Raw genomic sequence first — 5,999 nt, forward strand, 5'->3', positions numbered from 1 at the left:
CACGTGCGTGGGGATGAACCGCGCTTCAAGGGCCTGGACACCATGCAACTGGCGTGTTCCCCACGTGCGTGGGGATGAACCGATCAGCGCCTGGAGGGCGGCAATCCTGGCGATGTGTTCCCCACGTGCGTGGGGATGAACCGGACGAGACCCTGGCCACCGACCTCACCAGCGTGTGTTCCCCACGTGCGTGGGGATGAACCGGTTACCGCACGCACTACCGCATGGACGCAGGTGTGTTCCCCACGTGCGTGGGGATGAACCGGCCGCTGACCAGGAGGACCACCCATGTCTGTTGTGTTCCCCGCGTGCGTGGGGATGAATCGCCCCGGAAGCCCGCTGGGGTAAGGAGAAAACCGTGTTCTCCGCGCGTCTGCTGTCGGTTCTGGTTTGAAAGTCAGGCTCAGCTTGCCCCAGAATTCCTGCTCATGGGTGGCGCTTTATCAGAACACGCCCAGCGCCAGTCCCGCTGCCATCGACTCGCCCCGCGCGCGGCAGGCCATCAGCTCGTCCTCGCCGATGTGCTTGGGCGCGAGGATGGCCTCGGGCGTTTGCGCGTGCGTGCACACGATCAAGGGCTCGGCCACCGCGCGCAGCCGCCAGCCGGTGGCGATGCGCTCGATCTGGCGCGCTGCGTTGTGGCCGTCGCTGCCGGCGCAGATCAGGCTGGCATAAGGGCGGCCGTTGAGGCGGTCGAGCGCCGGGTAGTAGCAGCGGTCGAAGAAGTCCTTGAGCTGGCCGCTGATGGCCGCCAGGTTCTCCGGCGTGGCGAAGAGGTAGCCGTCGGCGGCCAGCACATCTTCAGGGCCGGCTTGCGCGGCGTGCAGCAGGCGCACCTGCACACCGCCTTCGGCCATGGCGCCCTCGGCAGCGGCCTGGGCCATCTGCAAGGTGCCGCCGGTCAGGCTGTGCTGGACGATGAGCAGGGTGCGCATGCCCTGAGCTCACGCCGCCAGGGCTTGAGGGACTGCCATGCCAGGCAAGCTGGCCAGGCTTTGCAGCGTGGCCACGCAGGTCCTGGCGGCCTCTTCGCCCTTCTTGACGAAGTGCTGGTGGAAGAAGGCCTGGTGCTCGGCGTGGTCGTGGAAATCGCGCGGCGTCAGCACGGCCGAGAACACGGGCACGTCGGTGTCGAGCTGCACGCGCATCAGGCCGTCGATGACTGCCGAGGTGACGAACTCGTGGCGGTAGATGCCACCGTTGACGATCAGCCCGCAGGTCAGGATGGCGGCATAGCGCCCCGAGCGGGCCAGGCGCTGCGCGTGCAGCGGGATCTCGAAGGCACCGGGCACCTCGAAGTGGTCCACCTCGCTGGGCAGCTCGGTGCTGCGGGCCAGCTCGGCCTTCATGGCGTCGGTGCCCTGGGCCACGATGTCGCGGTGCCAGGAGGCCGACACGATGGCGATGCGAACGGCTTGGGAAGTTGCTTGAGTCGAAGTCTGATTCATGGAAGTCTCGTGGGACAAAAACCTGAATCAGGGCGCGCGCGAACGCAGCGTTCGCACCCCAAGGCGCCAACGCTGACAACACGCGATCTCTTTCATCCGGACTGTGACCGTCGGCCCTGGCTTCGCACCAGGTCTGCTGACCCCACCGAGCCCACATGGGGCGCGGTGGGCGCTCGCGGGCTCCCGCACCGAAGCACGGATACCGCCGGTGGGGAGTTCCACCCCGCCCTGAGAACGCCGTCGGCCCAGGAAGGACCAACGGTGCGATTCTACCGAGCCGGCCGACATGTCACGCGCCGTGGGGCGATGTCAGCTCGTGGGTGAGGCGCCCAGGGTCTCTCGGCGCAGCCAGTCGCGCGGCGAGAGCCCCGTGCGGGCGCTGAAGGCCCGTGACAGCGCCGACGGGTTGGCGTAGCCCAGCTCTTGGGCCAGGGCCTTGATGGGCCGCCCCTCTCGCAGCCGGCTTTGCGCCAGCGCGATGCGCCAGTCGCTCAGGTAGTCGGCAGGCGTCTGCCCCATCACCTCTTTGAAATGCACGGCGAACCGTGCCCTTGACATGCCAGCCAGATCGGCCATGGTGTCCAGCGTCCAGTCGTGCTCGGGATGTTCATGCAAGGCCATCAAGGCCTTGGACAGGCGTACGTCTGAAAGCCCGGCCAGTGCGCCCCCTTGGGTGATGCCCTGGTCCATGCAGTAACGCAACAGGCGAATCAGCAAGATTTCGCACAAGCGATCCAAGGCCGCTTGCCGACCGCAATGCGGCGTGAAGGCTTCTTCATCCAGCAGGCTCAGCAAGGCCTCGGCCCCAGGCAGATCGGCCAGCGGCACCAGCACCATGCCTGGCAACGAATCGGTGATGGGGTTACGCCCACCGGCACCAAACAGAATGTTGGCGCACACCACATCGGCCCCTTCATGTTCATCAGCAATCAAGCGGTGGGCGTCTGGCCGGGGCATGAACACCAGTGTCGGCTGCTCGATGCGTTGTGCAGATTCAGGCATGCCCGTCAGTCGCACCGGGCCACGCCGCACCAGATGCACGTGCCCACGTGCGGGGTCTTGGTCAAAGTGGTGGATGCCGCACAACTGTCCGGCATAGAACACACCGGCACTGAGCGAGAAGCGTTGCAGCAACAAAGAAAGTCGGTCCATGACATCGAGACGATTGATCGGTACATGAAGATTATTGATCGCCCATCGTCTTGTCTCCATCCCTACAGTGAAGTTGTCTGCACTGCGCAGCCACCGTTCAACCTTCAACGCCAGGACGATCATGAAATCCACTTTGCTCTCATCCCGCCGCCGCTTCTTGAAGCATGCCACCTTGGCCTTGGCCGCCACAGGCCTGATGAGCACCGCGGTGCATGCCTACGACGAGAACTCAACTCGATCGGTCAATGTCGACGCTCACGGTTTGGCGCTTCAAGGCCATGACCCCGTCGCCTTTTTCACGGTGGGTAAACCAACGCCAGGACAAGCGCAGTTGACGGCCACCCACGAGGGTGTCACCTACCGCTTTGCCAACGAAAGCAACCGTCAGATGTTCAAGCAATCGCCCCAGAAGTACGCGCCGGCATTTGGCGGCTTCTGCGCCATGGGTGTGGCACTCGGCAAGAAACTGGATGTCGACTTGAATGCATGGCGCATCGTTGATGGCCGCCTGTACCTGAACCTCAACAAAGATGTTCAAAAGAAGTGGCTGGAGAACGTGCCCGCACACCTCGACCAAGCCAATGCCACCTGGCCGCGCATTCAAAACGAGCTGCCCAAGGATCTGTGATTCGTGACCACCAAGGAGCCAACATGCCCACTCAAGCCTACCTTCGCACCCTGCCCGCCATCACGCTGCAAACCGCCAACAACCAGCAAAAGCCCTTGCTTGAACAAGCCCTCAAGCAAGTGGGCTTCATTCCCAACATGTACGCCAACATGGTGAACGTGCCAGCCGTCTTGGGCACCTACCTGCACGGCTATGGACTGTTTCGCAAAGAGTCGGGTCTGGCGCCCGCCGAGCAGGAAGTGGCTTTCCTGGCGATCAGCATGGCCAACGGGTGTGACTACTGTGCGGCGGCACACAGCATGATCGCCGACAAGGTGTCAAATGTGCCTGCGGCCGTGTTGCAGGCGATCCGCGCACGCCAGCCCATTTCCGACAGCCGCCTGAGCGCCCTGCATGCGCTGGCCACCGAGTTGGTGAACACTCAGGGCCGTCCGTCGCCTGAAACTGTTCAGGCCTTTTTGCACGCAGGCTTCCAGGAGCAACACATCTTGTGGCTGATCCTGGCTGTGGCGGTGAAGACGCTCAGCAATTTCTCCAACCACGCGTTTGGAACCGTGCTGGATGACCGGTTCGCGGCGCATGCGTTGAACCGTTAACCATCCACAAGCTAGCGTCGCATTCTGGCGAGCGGGATACAAATGCGGATTCATCTCGCGTGGGGTCATGCTGGTTTCCAGCAGGGGTGTATCACCCATGTGGATCGCCTCGGCCAGCTCCGCTCGCTTGCGCAGAACCGGCGTAGCCAAGGCTTCTGCCAGGCGACGTACGCGTTGACAGGCGGCTCAGATCGCAAGGGCTGCAGCCGCTGTTACTGGCAATTTCGCCCAATTGAGATTAGACTTCATATCAATTGAGATATTGTCCTTGGGGATGACCATGGCGCCTGTAACCAACAAACACCCTGCTGCGGCCAAGCGCACCTCTGGCAAAGGCGTCAAAGCCATTGCGGCCACAGGACTCAGCCCGACCAGCCGTGCTCGCCAGCCTTCAGGAGAGTTTCGCCCCGTCAAGACATCCGCTCCTGTTACTGCTGGCGGTGGTGTGTTGCTTGGCTACAAACGCAGCCAGGGCGTGGATGCCTACCTCAAGCAAGTGCATGAGGCCACCCCTGTGCAGATGGTGGAGATGGAGCGCCATGGCGTGGCGGGCACTTTCATCACGGATCTGTCCAAGCGGATGGAATTGCCCTCTTCCAGGGTGTTCGCGATGTTGCGCATCCCACCCGCAACGGCGGCACGCAAGTCTGCGGCTGGGGCGGTGGTCGATGGCCGCGCAGGCCTGGCAGCCATCGGCATGATCAAGTTGCTGGGCATCGCCCAGGACATCGTTGAAGACAGCACAGCAGCCGATGCAAATGGTTTTGACACCGTGAAATGGCTGGGCCAATGGATTGAGCGCCCCCAACCCGCCCTGGGCGGACGCAAACCCGCTGACTATCTGGATACGCCCACCGGCGTGGAGATCGTGGCCCAACTGCTGGGTGCCATGCGAAGCGGTGCCTACCTGTGAAGTTGTGGCGCATCGCGGCAGAGACGCGCAAATACGCTGCAACTGACCTCAGCGGTGGCGGGGCTGCGGCTTCACCGGGACGTTGGAACGACGAGAAGCAGCCCGTTGTTTACAGCGCCCCGACCATCGCCATTGCTGTGTTAGAGACGGCGGCGCACATTGATGATGCTGGCTTGCCGCTCAATCGTTTTTTGGTGGAGATCGAGGTACCCGACGACGTGTGGGCGTTGCACGAGGTGGTGGCACTTGCCTCTCTGCCTCCTGCCTGGTCGGCCATCCCCGCGGGCGGCGCCAGCGTCAAGATCGGCTCAGCCTGGCTGACATCCCTTCGCTCCCCGATCTTGCTGGTGCCATCGGTGATCGTGCCAGAGGAGTTTGCTGCCCTCATCAACCCGCTGCACCCAAAGGCAGCCAGGATCACCGCAACAGTGACCCGGCCATTTGAGTACAACAAGCTGTTCCGCTCGCCATGATCCGCACCCGAGGCGAAAAAGCCAATTTGACGAGCGGCATCTGACTTGATTAAACTTCGTTCTTAAGTACAGACTTTCTGTAAAACCGTTCCACATGCCCACCCACGCCTTCACCGTTCGCAAGCTCGCCGACACCGCAGGGGTCGGGGTGGAAGCGGTGCGCTTTTACCAGCGGCGCGGGCTGTTGCGTGAGCCTGCCCGTGAGGGCAATGGCTTTCGGCATTACGACGAGGGTGACGTGCGGCGCCTGCGTTTCATCAAGCGCGCACAAGAGTTGGGCTTCTCCCTCGATGACGTGGCCTCGCTGGTGTCTTTGAGCGCCGAGACCGATCAGGTTCGCGTGCGGGAGATCACCCAACAACGTGTGCTGGACATCCGTCAGCGAGCCACACAACTGGAAGCCATGGCCGTTGCCCTAGAAAGCTTGGTCACTTGTTGCCAGAAGTCGGCCAAGGGCGATCACTGCCCCATCATCGCGGCCCTGGTCGATCACGCCCCCCGACCCGCAGAGCAGGTGGCCGCATGACCATGCCTCGCGCGCTCAAGCATTGGATTTGCCGACTGATGGTCGGCGTGATCCTGTTCGCGCAGATGAGCGTGGCGGCCTACGCCTGCCCCAGCAACGTCTTCTCCGGCAATGCCCCCGCCGACGCCATCACAGCGATGGGCGCCATGGTGGATTGTGAGCAGATGGGCGAAGGCTTGGGCAAGCATCTGGACCAAGCCAACCCTGGCCTGTGCGCCGAGCATTGCCACCCCACCCAACAAAGCGATCACACCCAGGTGCCT

General features: G+C 62.9%; 8 protein-coding genes, 1 pseudogene, 1 CRISPR repeat array and 1 riboswitch. Of the genes and pseudogenes, 6 read left to right on the top strand and 3 right to left on the bottom strand.

Translation table 11 applies throughout. From position 1 onward, the window contains the following. Positions 1–53 precede the first annotated feature (53 nt). Positions 54–326: direct repeats of the CRISPR family, unit length 29 nt; unit sequence GTGTTCCCCACGTGCGTGGGGATGAACCG. A gap of 117 nt (positions 327–443) precedes the next feature. The 3 genes from B2W70_RS07470 to B2W70_RS07480 all read right to left on the bottom strand — a co-directional run bounded on the left by B2W70_RS07470 (position 444) and on the right by B2W70_RS07480 (position 2,723). Further along, positions 444–935: a flavodoxin family protein gene (locus tag B2W70_RS07470; protein WP_286744371.1), complete on the bottom strand. Its 492-nt coding sequence runs from the start codon at positions 933–935 to the stop codon at positions 444–446. 9 nt (positions 936–944) lie between these two features. Beyond that, complete coding sequence (locus B2W70_RS07475; protein ID WP_286744373.1) at positions 945–1,448, bottom strand: 6,7-dimethyl-8-ribityllumazine synthase; 504 nt, start codon at positions 1,446–1,448, stop codon at positions 945–947. 80 nt (positions 1,449–1,528) lie between these two features. Continuing rightward, positions 1,529–1,688, bottom strand: a riboswitch (FMN riboswitch). Positions 1,689–1,757: 69 nt separating this feature from the next. Further along, positions 1,758–2,723 (bottom strand): AraC family transcriptional regulator, encoded by a 966-nt coding sequence (locus B2W70_RS07480; protein WP_286744388.1) that lies wholly within the window; start codon positions 2,721–2,723, stop codon positions 1,758–1,760. Between the two features lie 49 nt (positions 2,724–2,772). On the opposite strand from B2W70_RS07480, the gene B2W70_RS07485 reads away from it, so the two are divergent. The 6 genes and pseudogenes from B2W70_RS07485 to B2W70_RS07510 all read left to right on the top strand — a co-directional run. Further along, positions 2,773–3,228, top strand: a complete 456-nt coding sequence (locus B2W70_RS07485) for a YHS domain-containing (seleno)protein (RefSeq protein ID WP_286744375.1) — start codon at positions 2,773–2,775, stop codon at positions 3,226–3,228. 23 nt (positions 3,229–3,251) lie between these two features. Further along, positions 3,252–3,824 carry a carboxymuconolactone decarboxylase family protein gene (locus B2W70_RS07490; RefSeq protein WP_286744378.1) on the top strand — a complete coding sequence of 191 codons (573 nt, stop codon included), beginning with the start codon at positions 3,252–3,254 and terminating at the stop codon, positions 3,822–3,824. Between the two features lie 280 nt (positions 3,825–4,104). Beyond that, positions 4,105–4,737, top strand: a complete 633-nt coding sequence (locus B2W70_RS07495; RefSeq protein ID WP_286744381.1) for an antitoxin Xre/MbcA/ParS toxin-binding domain-containing protein — start codon at positions 4,105–4,107, stop codon at positions 4,735–4,737. Further along, positions 4,734–5,210: an RES family NAD+ phosphorylase gene (locus B2W70_RS07500; RefSeq protein WP_286744384.1), complete on the top strand. Its 477-nt coding sequence runs from the start codon at positions 4,734–4,736 to the stop codon at positions 5,208–5,210. The genes B2W70_RS07495 and B2W70_RS07500 overlap by 4 nt, the downstream gene beginning before the upstream one ends. Positions 5,211–5,304: 94 nt before the next feature. Next, positions 5,305–5,736, top strand: a complete 432-nt coding sequence (locus B2W70_RS07505) for a MerR family transcriptional regulator (protein WP_286744386.1) — start codon at positions 5,305–5,307, stop codon at positions 5,734–5,736. Continuing rightward, a pseudogene (locus B2W70_RS07510) lies at positions 5,733–5,999 on the top strand (hypothetical protein); the annotation flags it as partial. The gene B2W70_RS07505 and the pseudogene B2W70_RS07510, both read left to right, overlap by 4 nt.

Source organism: Aquabacterium sp. UBA2148 (genome assembly GCF_002328915.1).
GTDB lineage: Bacteria > Pseudomonadota > Gammaproteobacteria > Burkholderiales > Burkholderiaceae_C > Aquabacterium > Aquabacterium parvum.

What these genes read in the sequence shown, in the direction of transcription:
- B2W70_RS07495 (WP_286744381.1), top strand. Translation starts at nt 4,105, where the DNA reads ATGGCGCCTGTAACCAACAAACACCCTGCTGCGGCCAAGCGCACCTCT.
- B2W70_RS07505 (WP_286744386.1), top strand. Translation starts at nt 5,305, where the DNA reads ATGCCCACCCACGCCTTCACCGTTCGCAAGCTCGCCGACACCGCAGGG.
- B2W70_RS07470 (WP_286744371.1), bottom strand. Translation starts at nt 935, where the DNA reads ATGCGCACCCTGCTCATCGTCCAGCACAGCCTGACCGGCGGCACCTTG.
- B2W70_RS07490 (WP_286744378.1), top strand. Translation starts at nt 3,252, where the DNA reads ATGCCCACTCAAGCCTACCTTCGCACCCTGCCCGCCATCACGCTGCAA.
- B2W70_RS07480 (WP_286744388.1), bottom strand. Translation starts at nt 2,723, where the DNA reads ATGATCGTCCTGGCGTTGAAGGTTGAACGGTGGCTGCGCAGTGCAGAC.
- B2W70_RS07475 (WP_286744373.1), bottom strand. Translation starts at nt 1,448, where the DNA reads ATGAATCAGACTTCGACTCAAGCAACTTCCCAAGCCGTTCGCATCGCC.